Origin of the sequence: Streptomyces sp. AK010, from assembly GCF_014207295.1 — a bacterium.
GTDB lineage: Bacteria > Actinomycetota > Actinomycetes > Streptomycetales > Streptomycetaceae > Streptomyces > Streptomyces massasporeus.
In genome coordinates, this window is the sequence record NZ_JACHCX010000013.1 from 13,458 (window position 1) to 27,259 (window position 13,802).

A 13,802-nucleotide genomic window follows, 5' to 3' on the forward strand; every position below is an offset into this window, starting at 1 on the left:
CCCGGTAGGGTTCGCCTCCGGAAAGGGGAAGGTGAAGGTACCCGATGAGCAGGGATCGCGACCCTCGAACGCTCCGCAGGCCCGCCCGGAGCGCCCTCATAGCAGTCTCGGCGACCGCTTTGTCGATGACGGCCAGTGGATGCGTCGTCGTGCACGGCGAACGGGAGATCCTCCCGTCCACGACCCGCGCCGAAGCCGCCAAGGCCCTCCAGGAGTTCACGACCGCGTACAACGAGGCCGACAAGGCCTACGACGGCACCCTGGACGCCGACCACACCACCGGCGCCCTCGCCGACATCGACTCGGCCCGCCTCGAGGCCGGGAAGGCGAACAACCCGGACGGCAACCCGAACCACACCCCCCTGACCCTGACGGACACGAAGTTCACCATCCCCAAGAAGGCCGGGTGGCCCCGCTGGTTCGTCGTCGACGCGGCCGGCAACAAGGGCGGTACCGCCCGCTGGCTCCTGGTGTTCACCCGCAGCAGCCTGGACGACCCGTTCCAGGTGGCGTACCTGACACTCGTCGCCCCGGGCAAGGTCCCGCAGTTCAAGAAGGACGCCGACGGCTGGGCCGAGTCCGTCCCGGTCAAGTCGACCGACCTGGCCACCGACCCCGGCGACCTGAGCAGCACGTACGCGACGTACCTGAAGAGCGGCGGCGAGACCTTCACGGACGGCGCCCACACCAGCCAGTGGCGTGCCCTGCGCGAGAAGAACGGCAAGAAGCCGGGCATGGTCACCCAGTACATCGACGAGCCGCTGACGAACGGCGACTACGCACCGCTGGCGCTGCGCACGACCGACGGCGGGGCGCTGGTCTTCTTCACCACACGCCACTACGAGAAGCAGACCGCCTACGCGGGCACCTCCGTGCCCACCCCGAACAAGGACGTCCTCGCCCTGACGAAGGGCGAGATCAAGCAGTCCCTGACCATGGAGTTCGTCTCCAACGAGGTCGCGCTGGCCCCCAAGGGCCCGGGCAAGGTGACGATCCTGGGCAGGATCCAGGGCATGACCTCGGCGGAAGGCTCGTAGCTCAGAACCCCACCCAAGCCCTCACACCCAGGCCGGCCCTCACACCCAAGCCCTCACACCCAGCCCGGCCCTCACACCCAAGCCCTCCCGGCCCAGTCGCCGACAGGCACCCGCATCAGTGCCGCAGCGGCCAGCCCGCCCCCGCGGCATGGTCCGTTTCGCCGCCCTCGTCCACAAAGCGCCCGCACACCTCCGTGAGCACCTCCAGCAGGCTCAGTGGATCCGGCAGCGCGTGCTCGGGCCCGCGCACCCACCGCACGGCCTGGCCCTCACCGGGCAGCATCGCCGGCGGCACGAGGACGTAGGAGCCCCGGCAGTGCCAGCGCAGCCCGGGGTGCTCGTCCATCGTCTCGGGGTGGCAGTCCAGTTCGCACGGCCACCACTCGTCCTCGTCCTCGGGCGTACCGCGGGTGAGCGTGAAGAACAACAGGCGGCCGTCGTCGCTCTCGGCGACCGGCCCGACCTCGATCCCGGCGGCGAGCAGCCGCTCCAACGCGTCGCGACCGGCGTCGAGGGGCACGTCGAGGACGTCGTGCATCATGCCGGTCGCGGTGATGAAGTTGGCCCGCGGCTGGTGGCGGGCCCAGCGCTCGATCTGGGCGTGGTCGGTGGTCGACTGCGTCTGCCAGGCGAAGGACACCGGGTGCCGGGCGGGGGTGGGACAGCCGACCCGGTCGCAGGAGCAGCGGTACCCGGCCGCCGGATGGGCCGCGGGCGCGAGGGGCAGTCCCGCGTCGGCGGCGGCGAGCAGCAGGACCTCACGGCCGCCGTCCCCGGCGGTCTCCTTCGGCCGGCGCCCGGCGCGCAGCCACTGGGTGAGTTTGCCCTGCAGGCCGGTCCGGCCGCCGAACTCCGCGCTCATCTATCCCCTCGCCTCGCCGTCGTGCGGAACAGCATGCCTCATCGTCCCATCTTCCCGCGCACCGGGGGGCCAGTGCCCACATCCGGGACACCGGGGACGCAACGTACACCGGTCGTCCGATAGGAGGAGAAGCGGCGATCCCCGCTCTCGGCATGATCGGGTGTCATTGCCCGCTTTGACATGACATGGCGTCCTACCGTGGTCGCCATGGTCACAAGGATCGCGCTGACGGGTCTGGCCTCCGTGGCTTCCGTGGTCTCGCTGACCCTCACGGGACCCGGCGGCCGCGCTCCGGCGCCGCTGGAGTGGGGTGCGGGTCCGCTGACCGTGGCGGCCCTGCCGAGGATCACGTACGTCGCGCACCGCGGCGGCGCCCGCGAGGTCCCCGAGAACAGCATGGCGGGGCTGACGACCGCCTACGAGCGCGGGACGGCGCAGGTGCTGGACTTCGACACGCGGCTGCTGCGGGACGGCACGCCGGTGGTGTTCCACGACGAGACCCTGAACCGCACGACCTACCTCGGTGGCGCGGTGGGCGGTCTGGACGCCCGGGAGTGGCAGGGCGTACGGCTGCGCCCGAAGGACCGGCTCCCGGGGAGCTGGCGGTCGGAGCGGCCGCCGACGGTCGCCGAGGTGCTGGATCGTTTCGGCGGGCGGATCGTGCTCATGCTGGAGGCGAAGGACCCGCGGAGTCTGGACCGGCTGGCCGAGCTGATCCGGGCCCGCGGCCTGACCCGCTCGGTGTTCGTGAACTCCAACGACCCGGAGGTGGCCCGGCGTGTCCACAGCCTCGGGCTGCTCTCGCAGTTGTGGCGCTCGGCGCAGCAGCTGCGCACGGACCGCCCGGAGCGCTGGAGGTCGTTCGTGGACCTGCTGGACGTGGACCACCGGGCGCGCGACGCGGACCTGGTGCGGGCGGTGAACTCGGGGATCGCGCGGGTGTGGGCGCACACCGTGCTGACGGACGCGCAGCGGGACCGGGTGCTGGCGCTGGGCTGCGGCGGCGTGATCACGGACGCGCCGGGGCGCCTGGCGCGGGCCGCTCAGCGCGGGGCGAGGCCGTGAAGGGCGTAGTCGACGAGGGTGTCGGTGTACTCGTGGGAGATCGGGCCGGTGTGCTGGAGCCAGCGCTGGGCCAGCGGGGAGACGAAGAGCTCCAGGGCGATGCGCGGGTCGATCTCGGGCCGCACCTGACCGGCTTCCTGTGCGGCGCGCAGCCGGGCGATGTAGAGGTCGAGTGAGGGCTGCATCAGCTTGGCGACGAGTCGCCGCCCGAGCCGTTCGTTGACGACGCCCTCGGCGGCCAGCGCCCGCGAGGGTGCCTCGAACCTCGGGTCGCGCAGTTCGTCGACGGTGGCGCGCAGGACGCCCTTGAGGTCGGTGGCGAGATCGCCGGTGTCCGGGAAGGCGTACGGCGTCGGCCCGGCCTCCTCCACGGACTGCTCGGCCAGGTCGAGGAACGCCTCCATCAGGACGTCCGCCTTGGACGACCACCAGCGGTAGATCGTCTGCTTGCCGACGCCGGCGCGGGCGGCGATGCCCTCGATGGTGGTCTTCGCGTAGCCGGCCTCGACGACGAGCGCGAGGGCGGCGTCGTAGATGGCGCGGCGGGACTTCTCGCTGCGCCGGGTGGAGTCGGGGGCGGGCTTGCCGGGAGCGGGCTGGGTGGGTTTCTGGACGGCCATGGGCCGAATTTACCAGGTTGACAAGACGGAGCGTCTCGCGAACAGTGGGCACATGCGCACGAGACGAACCGTCTCGTCGTGAAAAGTGGTGACGAGCGGTCACGGAAGGAGCCCGGGATGACCCGAGGCGGAGCCGGAAACATGCTGGGTGTCGGCGGATCACGCAAGAACCTCGGCCGCAGGGAGCTGCGCGGCGGCGGCCGGGGCGGCCGGATCGGCGGCGGCCTCGACCCCCAGGCCCAGAAGCGCGAACTGCTGCGCAAGCTCCAGGAGAGCCGGCGGCAGCGGGAAGTGCGGGAGGAGGGCACGGCCGGCGAGGCGTCGTGAGCCTCCCCCGCGGGGGAGAGCGCCCCCCCGCGCGGGAGGATCCCGGGCGGTCCGGCGGATGCGCGGGAGGATCCCGGGCGGTCCGGCGGATGCGCGGGATCACCCCGGGCGGTCCGGCGGATGCGCGGGATCACCCCGGGCGGTCCGGCGGATGCGCGGGATCACCCCGGGCGGTCCGGCGGATGCGCTGGGCCCGGAACAGGCCCTACGCCGGTCGCGGCCCGCGTCCGGCGGAGATCCGGCCCCACTGACCCCCGGGAGGACTCGGCTCATGAGCGCATGGACCAGACGACGGCTGCTCACCTCGGCGGCCACGGCCCTCCCGGCGGCGGGCCTCGCCGTCATGGCGGCGCCGCCCGCGCGGGCGGCGGCAACCGCCCGTCCCGGTGACGTCGATGTGGCGGACGCCCTGCGTGCCCTGCCCGGACTGTGCCTGATCGAGGAGCGGCACGACGCCGGACCGGGTCACCGGCACTTCGTCCTGGGCCTGCGCCAGCCGGTCGACCACACGGACCCCGCCGCCGGCACCTTCGAGCAGCGCCTCACCCTGCTCCACACCGCCGCCGACCGCCCCACCGGCTGCTCAGCACGGGCTGCCAGGCGGTCCTCACACCACGGCGGAGCGAACCGATTGTTCTGCCCGGAGCCAGCCAGCTCCAGGTCGCACACCGCTACTTCGGCACCTCACGCCCCGCGGGCCCCGGCTACACGCACCTCACCGTCCGCCGGGCGGCCGACGACCACCACCGCGTCGTTAGGCTCTTCCGACGGCTCTACCCTGCGATGTCGCAGCCCTTGGTGCCCTTGTGTCAAGCGCGCAGACTGGTGGACTTGGTGCTGGCCGACTTGCGGACGTGAACGGTCGACAGGGCCGTGAGGCTCTTGCAGCTCGCCGTCGCCGCCACGGTGGCCATGCCGCCGCTCCCGGCCGTCGCCGTGCCGGAGGCGCTCGGCACGAACCCGGCCAGGGCCGGGGCCGCCGCCGCCAGCGGGGCGATCTGCAGTTCCTTCACAATTTCCTCCCGTTTCAGTGGCACGCGTCGTACACACCCGGGGGCGCGAGTTGACCTTGTGCGTACCTGACAGAAGCTCAGGAGGGCGGCCAGGGATCTCCCCAGTCGGCGTCCCGGGCGGCCTTGTACAGGTCGCCGTGGCGCTTGGTGACGGTGGCGCGACGCAGGGACGGTTCGCTCTCGCACAGGTCGAGGAGGACCTGGCCCTTGCGGATCTGGGGGCGCCGGACGACCCGGGAGGGTGCCGGTTCGACAAGGAAGCGGGCGGCGGCCACGTAGGCGAACTTCTCGTCCTCGTAGGCGAGGGAGCCGCCCTTGACCTGGCGGTGCAGGGAGGAGCGGCTGACCCGGGCGGAGAAGTGGCACCAGTCCGTGCCGGGGACGATGGGGCAGGCGGCGCTGTGCGGGCAGGGGGCGGCGATCCGGAAGCCGGCGGTGATCAGCCGGTCGCGGGCCTCGATGAGGCGGGCGTAGCCGTCGGGGGTGCCGGGTTCCACGATCACGACGGCCTGGGCGGCTGCCGCGGCGGCGTCGACGAGGGCGGTGCGGTCGGCGGCGGTCAGCTCGTTGAGGACGTAGGAGACGGTGACGAGGTCCGTGCTCTCGAGGGTGAGCGCCGCTCCGATCCGGGAGCGCTGCCAGCGGACGTCCTTCAGCTCCGGGTTGGCCGCGGCGATCTCGCGTCCCAGGGCGAGCGCGGGCTCGGCCCAGTCGAGCACGGTGGTGGGCCGCTGACCGCCCCAGACCGCACTCACGGCCCAGGCCGCGGCGCCCGTGCCCCCGCCGAGGTCCGTGTGCCCGGCGGGCACCCACTCGGGAGCGGCGTCCGCGAACGCCTCCAGCGCGGAACGCACGGCCTCGAAGGTCGCGGGCATCCGGTAGGCGGCGTAGGCGGCGACGTCGGCCCGGTCCCGGAGGATGGGGGCGTCGGTCGGGGTGGCCCCCCGGTAGCTGGCGATCAGCCGCTCGACCGCCTGCGAGGCCTGCCGGGGCGGCAGCCCGTCGAGCAGACCGGCGAGGGCGGCGCGGAGGTTTTCGGCCGGGGGTGCGGGGGCGTTCACCCGGCGATTCTACGAGGCGCGCCGCGACGGCGGGGGCGGCGCCCTCCCGGACAGACACCTCGAAAGCCCGCGGCAGCGTCACCGCACCGCCCGCGCCACCCGTGACGCCGCTGCCGCTCGCGGCGCGCTGTCGGGGCGGCGGCGGCGTGGATGGACCGCGTTGGTGAGGAGGACGAGGAAGGTGTCCGTGGCCGGGTCGAGGACGAGGGACGTGCCCGTGAACCCGGTGTGGCCCGCCGCGCCGCGGCCCGCCAGGTCGCCCATGAACCACGGCTGGTCGAGCGAGAAGCCGAGGCCCGGCGGGGTGAAGAGGAGCTCGACGAAGTCGGGGCCGAGGATGCGGGCGGTGCCGTGGGAGCCGCCGGCGAGGAGGGTGCGGCAGAACACCGCGAGGTCCCGGCCGGTGGAGAACAGGCCCGCGTGCCCGGCCACTCCCCCGAGCGCCCAGGCGTTCTCGTCGTGGACCTCGCCCCGCAGCATCCCCCGGTCCGCCTTGGCCCACGGCCGGCGCTGGTCCTCCGTCGCCGCGGCACCCGGGCACGGCCCGAAGTCCGTCGCCGTCATGCCCAGCGGCCGGGTGATGCCGTCGTGGACGAGGACGTCGAGCGTGCGCCCGCAGACGCGCTCCAGGACATGCTGGAGAAGCAGCATGTTCAGGTCGGAGTAGCAGTATGCGCCCGGCACCCCGACCGGCGGCTCCGCCTGGAGCGCCGCCAGTCGCGCCGCGTCGTCGGCGCAGTCGTAGAGCGGGAGTTCGGGCCGCAGCCCGGAGGTGTGGGTGAGCAGCTGCCGTACGGTGATGCCGTGCCGGGCGGCGGCCGTGAAGTCGGGCAGGTACGCCCCGACCTTCGCGTCGATGCCGAGCGTGCCGCGCTCGATCTGCTGCACGGCGGCCACGGACGTGAACAGTTTCGTGAGGGACGCCAGGTCGAAGGGTGTGTCGACGGTCATCGGCACCCGGTCCTCGGGGGGCAGCTCCACCCCGGCGTCGGTGTCGGGGTCGTAGGCCGCGTAGCGCACGGCCCAGCCCGCCGCCTCCTCGACGGCGATCACCGGGCCGCGTCCGACGACCAGGACGGCGCCGGGCGCCCAGGGGCGCTGCCCGGTGGTGAGGACGTGGACCTCCCGGACGAGGTGACGCAGCTCCGTGGGGTCGAGTCCGGCCCGCTCCGGCGTGCCGTCGCGCAGTCTGGGTGCGCTCAGCTGACTGCTCCCTCCACGCTCGCGCGGCCGCTCTCCTTCTTCCAGGGTCGGCACATTCCCATGAAGCAGGCCAGTGCCACCAGTGCGGCGGCCAGTTGGACGACGGCCATCGGGAGGGCGGTGTCCTCCCCGGCGATGCCCACGAGCGGGGAGGCGATCGCGCCGATGAGGAAGGAGGTGGTGCCGAGCAGGGCCGATGCGGAGCCCGCGGCGTGCTTGGTGCGCATCAGGGCGAGGGCCTGGGTGTTGGGCAGGGTGATGCCCATCGCGGACATGAGCACGAACAGCGCGGCGGCGACGGGCACCAGACCGACCTCGCCGAAGACGCCGAGGGACATCAGCAGCAGGGCGGTCGCGGCGGTGATGACGATCGCGAGGCCGATGCCCAGGACCCGGTCGAGGCTGACCCGGCCGACGAGGATCTTTCCGTTGATCTGGCCGACGACGACCAGCCCGACGGAGTTGACGCCGAACAGCAGGCTGAACGTCTGCGGGGAGGCGCCGTAGATCTCCTGGATGACGAAGGGAGAGGCCGAGATGTAGGCGAAGAGGGCGGCGAAGGCGAAGCCGCCGGTGATCATGTAGCCGGTGAAGGAGCGGTCGGCGAGCAGGCAGCGCATCGAGCGCAGGGCCTCGCCGACGCCGCCGCTGTGCCGCTCGGCGGGCGCCAGGGTCTCGGGCAGCCGCGTCCAGACCAGGACGCCGATCAGCACGCCGATGACGGTGAGGACGGCGAACACGCCCCGCCAGTCCGTGATGCGCAGGATCTGCCCGCCGATCAGCGGCGCCACGATCGGGGCGACCCCGGAGATCAGCATGAGGGTGGAGAAGAAGCGGGCCATGGCCATGCCGTCGTAGAGGTCGCGGACGACGGCCCGGGCGATGACGATGGCGGCGGCGCCGGCGAGGCCCTGGGCCAGCCGGAAGGCCACCAGCAGCTCGACGGTGGGGGCGAGCGCGCACAGCACGGTGGCGACGACGAAGACGGCGAGCCCGGCGAGCAGCGGGCGGCGGCGCCCCCACCGGTCGCTCATCGGCCCGACCACGAGCTGCCCGAGCGCCATGCCGGCCAAGCAGGCGGTGAGCGTGAGCTGGACGGTCGCGGCCGGCGCGTGCAGGGAGCGGGTGACCTCCGGCAGGGACGGGAGGTACATGTCCATCGCCAGCGGGGGCACAGCGGTCAGGCTTCCGAGGAGGAAGGTGACCAGGAGCCCGGTGCGGCGCTGCGATGTGCGGTCGGGCCGCTCCGTCCCGGCTGCGGCCTCCTGCGCGGTGTTCGATATGGACGCCCCACCCTCGGGCATGAGTCCCTCCCTCTGACAGTCGATCGCCACCTATGCTCTCAGCTCATACGGAATGCTCGTACGACCGCATGTACGGCCGCATGTACGACCGGTCGTGCGACGGCTCGTACGAACTGCTCGGGGTCACGAGGTGGAGGCGGGGCGCGATGACGGCGGACACGGTGCGGTGGGGGATCCTGGCGACCGGCGGGATAGCGGGCGCGTTCACCGCGGACCTGATCGACCTGCCGGACGCGGAGGTCGTGGCGGTGGCGTCCCGGTCGGAGGCGTCGGCGAAGGCGTTCGCGGAGCGGTTCGGGATCCCCCGGGCCTACGGCGACTGGCACGCCCTCGCTCAGGACGAGGACATCGATGTCGTCTACGTCGCGACCCCGCACACGGCGCACCGGGCGGCCGCCGGGCTGTGTCTCGCGGCCGGGCGGCACGTGCTGTGCGAGAAGCCCTTCACGCTGAACGTGCGCGAGGCCGGGGAACTCGTCGCGCTGGCGCGGGAGCACGGGCGCTTCCTGATGGAGGCGATGTGGATGTACTGCAACCCGCTGGTCCGGCGGCTGAAGGCGCTCGTCGGCGACGGGGCGATCGGCGAGGTGCGCAGCGTTCAGGCCGACTTCGGGCTGGCCGGCCCGTTCCCGCCCTCGCACCGGCTGCGGAACCCGGAGCTGGGCGGCGGCGCGCTGCTCGATCTGGGCGTGTATCCGGTGTCGTTCGCGCAGCTGCTGCTCGGGGAGCCGTCGGACGTCGCGGCGCGGGCGGTCCTCTCCGAGGAAGGCGTCGACCTCCAGACGGCGGCGGTGCTCTCCTTCGACAGCGGCGCGCTCGGTTCGGTGCACTGCTCCATCGTGGGCGGCACGGCGACCTCCGCCTCGGTGACCGGCTCCCGGGGCCGGATCGACATCCCGCAGGGGTTCTTCTTCCCGGACCGTTTCGTCCTGCACCGCGACGGCCGCGACGCCGAGGAGTTCACGGCCGACCCGGCGGACGGGCCCCGCAACAGCATGCGCCACGAGGCGCTGGAGGTGATGCGGGCCGTGCGCGCGGGTGAGACGGAGTCCCCGCTGGTCCCGCTCGACGGCACGCTCGCCGTGATGCGGACGCTCGACGCGATCCGCGACCAGGTCGGCGTCCGCTACCCGGGCGAGGCCCCGGACGAGGACCTCACCTCGGAGCTCACGCCCGCCTGAGCTCTGCTCATGCGGGGGCCCGGGGGGGCCGGCTCCCGTACGCTGCGGGCCCATGAATGCCAAGGACAATGCGATCGCGGTGGTGACCGGGGCGGGTTCCGGCATCGGCCGGGCGGTCGCCGTGGAACTGCTGCGTACGGGCTGGTCGGTGGCGCTGGCGGGCCGGCGTACGGAGACCCTGGAGGAGACGGCGGCCCTGGCTTCCGGTGGCGCGGACGAGGGCGTACCCACCGGGGCGGCGCTCACCGTACGGACGGACGTCTCACGCCCCGAGGACGTGAGCGCCCTGTTCGCCGCGACCGTCGAGCGCTTCGGCCGGGTCGACCTGCTGTTCAACAACGCGGGCACGTTCGGCCCCGGCGGGGTGCCGGTCGAGGAACTGCCCTACGAGGCCTGGCGGCACGTGGTGGACACCAATCTCAACGGGGCGTTCCTGTGCGCGCAGGCGGCGTACCGGCAGATGAAGGAGCAGGACCCGCGGGGCGGCCGGATCATCAACAACGGCTCGATCTCCGCGCACACGCCCCGCCCGCTGTCGGTGGCCTACACGGCGACCAAGCATGCCCTGACCGGCCTGACGAAGTCCCTCTCCCTGGACGGGCGGCCCTACGAAATCGCCGTCGGGCAGATCGACATCGGCAACGCCGCCACCGACATGACGTCCCGTATGCAGACGGGAGCGCTGCAGGCGAACGGGGAAGTCGCCCCGGAACCGGTCATGGACGTCGCGGACGTGGCCCGCACGGTGCGGCACATGGCGGAGTTGCCGTTGAAGGCGAACGTGCAGTTCGCGACCGTACTGGCTACGGCGATGCCGTACGTCGGTCGCGGCTGAGCGCGCGGCGACATTCGTCAACTCGTCAACATGCACAAACGGAATACAAGCGTCCGCACTATTGCGGCCGATAGGGGGCCTATGCTCAAATCTCCTACACCAAAGCTTCACACTTGGAGCAGAGAGCTCCCGTCGGCCACATCCAAGGGGGGGAGGCGGCAGCCGTTCCACGGCACCGGGTGGGGGTGGATTCCGCGAGGGACCGCGGAGTACGCACCGGTGCGCGTGGAACGACTGCCGCCCACAGCAAGGACCGGACCGGGGATCACCGCCCGAGCAGCCGGTCGACCTCGGTGAGTTGCGCGTCGGTCAGAGCCCCCTTCTCAAGCGCCCCCGCGTTCTCCTGAGCCTGGGCGACCGACCGGAAACCGGGGATCGGAACCGCGCGCGGGCTGCGTGCCCACAGCCAGGCCAGGGCGCAGTTGCCCCACTTGGTGGCCACGACGGCATCGGCCCTGCGCTTGCCGAGGGCCCGGCCCAGCACCCGTTCGCTGTGCCCGGCGCCATAGGCGTCGGCGGTGTCGAAGAAGGTGACGCCCAGGTCGGGGGCGCGCCGCACCGCCCGTACCGACTCCTCGTCGTCGACCCTGCCCCAGCCGAGCGGCTGCCCGTCCGCGGCCTGCTCTTCACCGCCGATCGCCCAGCAGCCGAAGCCGACTGCGCTCACCTCGATGCCGCCGCGTCCCAGCGGCCGTGTGGTCTCCATGCCGGGAGAGGCCAGGAGTTGGAGCGCACACGAGCACAAGCCCTGGCTCGGGGGCCGGGGTCAGGCCTGACCGGTCTCGAAGCGCGTGATGCGGCCGTCCTCGTCCACCTGGAAACTCCACCGGGTGCGCATCTCGCCCCAGGTGTCGTTGCTGTAGCGGACGAGGAGGGAACGGCCGCCGTTGGACTCGTTGTCGACCTCCATGTGGCCGTGGGAGGAGAAGATCTCCCGGTCCACCCAGTCGTCGAGGTCGCGGTCGGACCCGTCGTCGGTCATGGTCGCGCTCGGCGCGAGGACCTTCATGAAGCTCTCGCGGTCGTGGTTGTTCACGGCGGTCACGAAGGCCCGGACGGCCGGATCGCTGAGGCGCGTGGTCTGAATCGTCATGCGAGCAGCCTCGTACCGGCCACCGGCCCGCGCCACCCGTGCCACCCGAACGGCGTCCCCGGGGCGGTCGGCGGGGCGTCGGCGATGCGACGGTGGAATCGCGACGACGCGACGCATGGTCCTGTTCCGTATTGATGGCTGCCTGCTCCGGGAGACGACGTGAGGCGTAACGACCGACGTGATCTGGGTCTGCTGCTGCTCCGGCTGGGTGCGGGCGGCGCGCTGGCCGCCCACGGCGTGCAGAAGCTGTTCGGCTGGTTCGGCGGACACGGCATCGAGGGGACCGGCCAGTTCATGGAGTCCGTCGGTTACGTCCCCGGCAAGGCGAGCGCGACGGCGGCGGGCCTCGCGGAGACCGGCGGCGGCACACTGCTGGCCCTCGGCCTGGCCACGCCGGCCGCGGGCGCGGCCGCGGCCGGCGCGATGGCCGGCGCGGCGGCGGTGCACGCCCCGCACGGCTTCTTCAACCAGGGCGGCGGCTACGAGTACGCGGCGACGCTGGGCCTGACGGCGGCGGGCCTGGCCATCACCGGCCCGGGCCGCCTCTCCCTGGACCACCTGCTCGGCCATGCGGTGAACCGCGGCTGGATGATCCCCGCGGCCTTCGCGGCGACGGCGGCGGGCACGGCGGTGGTGGTGGGGGCCCGGGCGAGGCGGCTGCGGAAGGCGAAGGAGGGGGAGCAGGAGGCGTTGTTCGAGGAGGAGTACATGGAGTAAGGGGTCCTTTCACTATGAGCGTCCGATCAGGGCGCGTGGTCTGGTGCCGTGCGTCGCAAGGCGCCGGGAAGCCCTCGTAGCGGAGCTACTAGGGCTTTTCGGCAACGCGGCGAGGTGCGGTGCCAGACCACGCGACCCGGACGGGCATAGTGAAAGGACCCCTAAGGGGCCCGGGGGGCCGGGACCCGGGGCGTTGTCAGTCCCGCATGGCAGGCTGCGCCCCCATGAACGAACAGTCCCCCGCCCCTGAACTCTGGTCCACCATCGACGCTCTGTGCGAGTGGCTCGACACCAACCGTCCCGTCGAGGGCCGCGAGGGCCTCCTCCTTCGCATCCTCAAACTCTCCGAGGAGGTGGGCGAGGTCGCGGAGGCGGTGATCGGGGCGACGGGGCAGAACCCGCGCAAGGGAGTCACGCATACGTGGAAGGACGTGGAGGCGGAGTTGTGTGATGTCGCCATCACGGCGTTGCTGGCGTTGCGGACGCTTACGCCGCAGGCCCCGGAGGTGTTCGCACGTCACCTGGAGCGGGTGACACGACGGTCCACGGCGCGGTCGGCACAGGCGGACGTTCCGCGTGGGTCGCTCTGATCACCGGATACCGCAACAAGAGCCCGTTCACCCTTCCCCGGCCGGGTCACGCTGCGGTGAGAGGCGCCGGTCCTGCCTTCACAGCGCGTCCACCGCGCTCACCTTCCACCCGTCGCCGGTGCGGTCCATCGTCATCCGCACCCGGTTCTGGTCCAGGCGGGACCCCGACACCTGGGTGCTCTCGGTGACCTGGTTGACGAAGAGCAGGACGACGACCTTGTCGGGGGAGGCTGAGACGACGGAGGCGGCAGGTGCGCCGCCGGAGCCGGGGGCGGCGACCCTTGCCTTCACCACGCCGCGGTACTTCTCGGCCGTCGGGGCGACCACGGTCTTCGTGGTCTTGCCGTACTCGTCGCGGAAGTCGCCCGTCAGGTGGGCGCGGGCCCTCGAGAAGTCCTTGTCCAGGTGGCGGTAGTCGTACGACAGGACGGTCGGTGCCGCCTTTCGCGCGGCCGTGAGCGCCTCGGTCCGGGCGGTCTCCGTCCGGCGGCCGTCGCGGTACTGCCATCCCAGGACGGCCAGGGCGACCAGGCCGACGACGAGCAGGACGGCCAGGACCGAGGTGAGCAGCCTGCGGCGCCCGCCGGGACCGGGTTCACTTTGCTCTTGCGGTCCGTCCTCCTCGAACGGCTCCGTCGACGGCTCCGGCGGATCGTCCCAGCCGTCCCGAGGGGCCTCGACGAGGACGGTGCGTCCGGCGAGCGGCCGCTCGGCACGGCGCGGGGACTCCTCGTCCGTGGCCGTCACCGCGTCCGCTTCGCGGTGGCCGCGCTCCGCGCGCTTCGCCGCCGCTCGGGCGGCCGCCGTCATGGTGCGGCGGGCGCCGGGACCGTGAGCGCGGCCGGTGGTCGTCTTCGGCATGGTGGTACTCCTCGTCGGTGCTTGTCGGTCGGC

Annotated in this window: 17 protein-coding genes and 1 pseudogene; 9 read left to right on the forward strand and 9 right to left on the reverse strand. The window is 72.7% G+C overall.

Annotation, left to right across the window (positions count from 1 at the left end; translation table 11 throughout):
* Window positions 1–44: 44 nt before the first annotated feature.
* Window positions 45–1,037, forward strand: coding sequence for a hypothetical protein (locus tag HDC93_RS23755; protein WP_185012876.1), 993 nt, complete (start codon window positions 45–47; stop codon window positions 1,035–1,037).
* A gap of 115 nt (window positions 1,038–1,152) precedes the next feature.
* Here the strand turns inward: HDC93_RS23755 and HDC93_RS23760 are convergent, their stop codons facing one another.
* On the reverse strand, window positions 1,153–1,899 hold the full coding sequence (locus tag HDC93_RS23760; protein WP_185012877.1) for a bifunctional DNA primase/polymerase: 747 nt from the start codon (window positions 1,897–1,899) through the stop codon (window positions 1,153–1,155).
* A 207-nt stretch (window positions 1,900–2,106) separates the two neighbouring features.
* Here HDC93_RS23760 and HDC93_RS23765 point away from each other — a divergent pair, with 207 nt between their 5' ends.
* Window positions 2,107–2,964 carry a glycerophosphodiester phosphodiesterase gene (locus HDC93_RS23765; protein ID WP_185012878.1) on the forward strand — a complete coding sequence of 286 codons (858 nt, stop codon included), beginning with the start codon at window positions 2,107–2,109 and terminating at the stop codon, window positions 2,962–2,964.
* Here the strand turns inward: HDC93_RS23765 and HDC93_RS23770 are convergent.
* Window positions 2,943–3,584 carry a TetR/AcrR family transcriptional regulator gene (locus HDC93_RS23770; RefSeq protein WP_185012879.1) on the reverse strand — a complete coding sequence of 214 codons (642 nt, stop codon included), beginning with the start codon at window positions 3,582–3,584 and terminating at the stop codon, window positions 2,943–2,945. The genes HDC93_RS23765 and HDC93_RS23770 overlap by 22 nt on opposite strands.
* A 117-nt stretch (window positions 3,585–3,701) precedes the next feature.
* Between HDC93_RS23770 and HDC93_RS23775 the strand changes: the two genes are divergently transcribed.
* The 3 genes and pseudogenes from HDC93_RS23775 to HDC93_RS39380 all read left to right on the forward strand — a co-directional run bounded on the left by HDC93_RS23775 (window position 3,702) and on the right by HDC93_RS39380 (window position 4,769).
* Window positions 3,702–3,911 carry a DUF6243 family protein gene (locus tag HDC93_RS23775; protein ID WP_185012880.1) on the forward strand — a complete coding sequence of 70 codons (210 nt, stop codon included), beginning with the start codon at window positions 3,702–3,704 and terminating at the stop codon, window positions 3,909–3,911.
* A gap of 271 nt (window positions 3,912–4,182) precedes the next feature.
* Window positions 4,183–4,431 (forward strand): annotated as a pseudogene (locus HDC93_RS38655) (aminopeptidase); the annotation flags it as partial.
* Entirely contained in the window at window positions 4,341–4,769 is a 429-nt protein-coding gene (locus HDC93_RS39380; RefSeq protein WP_311774616.1) for a hypothetical protein, read from the forward strand. The pseudogene HDC93_RS38655 and the gene HDC93_RS39380, both read left to right, overlap by 91 nt.
* Here the strand turns inward: HDC93_RS39380 and HDC93_RS23785 are convergent.
* From HDC93_RS23785 to HDC93_RS23800, 4 genes are all read right to left on the reverse strand, one after another.
* Entirely contained in the window at window positions 4,721–4,924 is a 204-nt protein-coding gene (locus HDC93_RS23785; protein WP_185012881.1) for a hypothetical protein, read from the reverse strand. The two genes, HDC93_RS39380 and HDC93_RS23785, sit on opposite strands and share 49 nt — an antisense overlap.
* 77 nt (window positions 4,925–5,001) lie before the next feature.
* On the reverse strand, window positions 5,002–5,985 hold the full coding sequence (locus HDC93_RS23790; protein WP_185012882.1) for a small ribosomal subunit Rsm22 family protein: 984 nt from the start codon (window positions 5,983–5,985) through the stop codon (window positions 5,002–5,004).
* A 78-nt stretch (window positions 5,986–6,063) separates the two neighbouring features.
* On the reverse strand, window positions 6,064–7,242 hold the full coding sequence (locus HDC93_RS23795; RefSeq protein ID WP_185012883.1) for a serine hydrolase: 1,179 nt from the start codon (window positions 7,240–7,242) through the stop codon (window positions 6,064–6,066).
* Window positions 7,185–8,492: a multidrug effflux MFS transporter gene (locus HDC93_RS23800; protein ID WP_185012884.1), complete on the reverse strand. Its 1,308-nt coding sequence runs from the start codon at window positions 8,490–8,492 to the stop codon at window positions 7,185–7,187. The genes HDC93_RS23795 and HDC93_RS23800 overlap by 58 nt, the downstream gene beginning before the upstream one ends.
* A gap of 146 nt (window positions 8,493–8,638) precedes the next feature.
* Between HDC93_RS23800 and HDC93_RS23805 the strand changes: the two genes are divergently transcribed.
* Complete coding sequence (locus tag HDC93_RS23805; protein ID WP_185012885.1) at window positions 8,639–9,673, forward strand: Gfo/Idh/MocA family protein; 1,035 nt, start codon at window positions 8,639–8,641, stop codon at window positions 9,671–9,673.
* Window positions 9,674–9,725: 52 nt separating this feature from the next.
* Complete coding sequence (locus tag HDC93_RS23810; protein ID WP_185012886.1) at window positions 9,726–10,508, forward strand: SDR family oxidoreductase; 783 nt, start codon at window positions 9,726–9,728, stop codon at window positions 10,506–10,508.
* A 265-nt stretch (window positions 10,509–10,773) separates the two neighbouring features.
* Here HDC93_RS23810 and HDC93_RS23815 read toward each other — a convergent pair whose 3' ends face one another.
* The gene (locus tag HDC93_RS23815; protein WP_185012887.1) at window positions 10,774–11,214 is read right to left on the reverse strand and encodes an aldo/keto reductase; all 441 of its coding nucleotides are present in this window, start codon (window positions 11,212–11,214) and stop codon (window positions 10,774–10,776) included.
* Between the two features lie 60 nt (window positions 11,215–11,274).
* Entirely contained in the window at window positions 11,275–11,601 is a 327-nt protein-coding gene (locus tag HDC93_RS23820) for a nuclear transport factor 2 family protein (RefSeq protein WP_185012888.1), read from the reverse strand.
* Window positions 11,602–11,760: 159 nt separating this feature from the next.
* Between HDC93_RS23820 and HDC93_RS23825 the strand changes: the two genes are divergently transcribed.
* Window positions 11,761–12,318: a DoxX family protein gene (locus HDC93_RS23825; RefSeq protein ID WP_185012889.1), complete on the forward strand. Its 558-nt coding sequence runs from the start codon at window positions 11,761–11,763 to the stop codon at window positions 12,316–12,318.
* A gap of 224 nt (window positions 12,319–12,542) precedes the next feature.
* Complete coding sequence (locus HDC93_RS23830) at window positions 12,543–12,908, forward strand: MazG-like family protein (protein WP_185012890.1); 366 nt, start codon at window positions 12,543–12,545, stop codon at window positions 12,906–12,908.
* Window positions 12,909–12,986: 78 nt separating this feature from the next.
* Here HDC93_RS23830 and HDC93_RS23835 read toward each other — a convergent pair whose 3' ends face one another.
* Window positions 12,987–13,769, reverse strand: a complete 783-nt coding sequence (locus HDC93_RS23835; RefSeq protein WP_185012891.1) for a hypothetical protein — start codon at window positions 13,767–13,769, stop codon at window positions 12,987–12,989.
* Window positions 13,770–13,802: the final 33 nt, after the last annotated feature.

What these genes read in the sequence shown, in the direction of transcription:
- HDC93_RS23830 (WP_185012890.1), top strand. Translation starts at nt 12,543, where the DNA reads ATGAACGAACAGTCCCCCGCCCCTGAACTCTGGTCCACCATCGACGCT.
- HDC93_RS23810 (WP_185012886.1), top strand. Translation starts at nt 9,726, where the DNA reads ATGAATGCCAAGGACAATGCGATCGCGGTGGTGACCGGGGCGGGTTCC.
- HDC93_RS23815 (WP_185012887.1), bottom strand. Translation starts at nt 11,214, where the DNA reads ATGGAGACCACACGGCCGCTGGGACGCGGCGGCATCGAGGTGAGCGCA.
- HDC93_RS23760 (WP_185012877.1), bottom strand. Translation starts at nt 1,899, where the DNA reads ATGAGCGCGGAGTTCGGCGGCCGGACCGGCCTGCAGGGCAAACTCACC.
- HDC93_RS23835 (WP_185012891.1), bottom strand. Translation starts at nt 13,769, where the DNA reads ATGCCGAAGACGACCACCGGCCGCGCTCACGGTCCCGGCGCCCGCCGC.
- HDC93_RS23770 (WP_185012879.1), bottom strand. Translation starts at nt 3,584, where the DNA reads ATGGCCGTCCAGAAACCCACCCAGCCCGCTCCCGGCAAGCCCGCCCCC.
- HDC93_RS23805 (WP_185012885.1), top strand. Translation starts at nt 8,639, where the DNA reads ATGACGGCGGACACGGTGCGGTGGGGGATCCTGGCGACCGGCGGGATA.
- HDC93_RS23820 (WP_185012888.1), bottom strand. Translation starts at nt 11,601, where the DNA reads ATGACGATTCAGACCACGCGCCTCAGCGATCCGGCCGTCCGGGCCTTC.
- HDC93_RS23800 (WP_185012884.1), bottom strand. Translation starts at nt 8,492, where the DNA reads ATGCCCGAGGGTGGGGCGTCCATATCGAACACCGCGCAGGAGGCCGCA.
- HDC93_RS23775 (WP_185012880.1), top strand. Translation starts at nt 3,702, where the DNA reads ATGACCCGAGGCGGAGCCGGAAACATGCTGGGTGTCGGCGGATCACGC.
- HDC93_RS23755 (WP_185012876.1), top strand. Translation starts at nt 45, where the DNA reads ATGAGCAGGGATCGCGACCCTCGAACGCTCCGCAGGCCCGCCCGGAGC.
- HDC93_RS23765 (WP_185012878.1), top strand. Translation starts at nt 2,107, where the DNA reads ATGGTCACAAGGATCGCGCTGACGGGTCTGGCCTCCGTGGCTTCCGTG.